This window comes from Methylophaga sp. UBA1464, assembly GCF_002325665.1.
In the GTDB taxonomy this organism is placed as follows: Bacteria; Pseudomonadota; Gammaproteobacteria; order Nitrosococcales; family Methylophagaceae; genus Methylophaga.
The window spans coordinates 40457-41278 of sequence record NZ_DCSO01000048.1; the positions used below are offsets into that span (position 1 = coordinate 40457).

The window sequence follows — 822 nt, forward strand, 5'->3', positions numbered from 1 at the left end:
GCTCAACTTACTTGATACGCTTTTTAAGCCCGGTCAATTACCTATTGGTTTAGCGACGAATGCACCACGTCCAGTTTGCAACACCGTGCTGCAATGCCTGAACATCGAACGCTACTTTGACTCCGTACATACCGCTGATGATGTTGAAAATACCAAACCGCATCCGGAAATATATCTTAAAAGTGCTGAAGTCCTGCAGGTAGATCCCCAACACTGTCTGGTATTCGAGGATTCACCAACCGGCGTCAGGGCAGCGCATGCAGCTGGAATGCAGGTAATTTATGTTAATCCAATCCGGGCTGCAGATTATGTAATCAATACTATGACCAGAACCACTTTTCAATCGCTCATGCAATTTAATATTGATGACATTGAGTCTTTATCATTGTGCCAATAAATACGATTTATCGGTCTGGTGATCTTAGGCCATGGAGACAATGGTTTTGCGAAAACGGCTCAACGATATACCGAACAAAGCCGCCCCAAGCAGTATCAAGGCAAGGAACTGTGGCCAAACGTCACTGAAACCTGCCCCGCGATACAGAATCGATTGGGCCAGCATGACAAAGTGAGTATTAGGCGCTATCAACATGATGTGCTGAATAATCTCCGGCATGCTCTCACGCGGGGTGCTGCCGCCGGATAACACTTGCAGAGGTAACAGAATCAGCACCATCAACAAACCAAATTGAGGCATTGATCTGGCTATCGTGCCCAGAAAAATGCCTAATGAAGTGGTTGCAAATAAATGCAGCAAGGTGCCCAGCAGAAACAACCATACGGATCCATGGATCGGCACTGATAGCCATGTCTGAACCACCT

Annotated in this window: 2 protein-coding genes; one reads left to right on the forward strand and one right to left on the reverse strand. The window is 46.6% G+C overall.

The annotated features are described in order from the left end of the window. Positions 1 to 397 (forward strand): HAD family hydrolase (locus B3O33_RS05785; RefSeq protein WP_292363175.1); only part of this gene is annotated, 397 nt, incomplete at its 5' end. A 24-nt stretch (positions 398 to 421) separates the two neighbouring features. On the opposite strand, the gene B3O33_RS05790 is transcribed toward B3O33_RS05785, so the two are convergent. Further along, the coding region (locus B3O33_RS05790; protein ID WP_292363176.1) for an ABC transporter permease at positions 422 to 822 on the reverse strand (401 nt) is incomplete at its 5' end.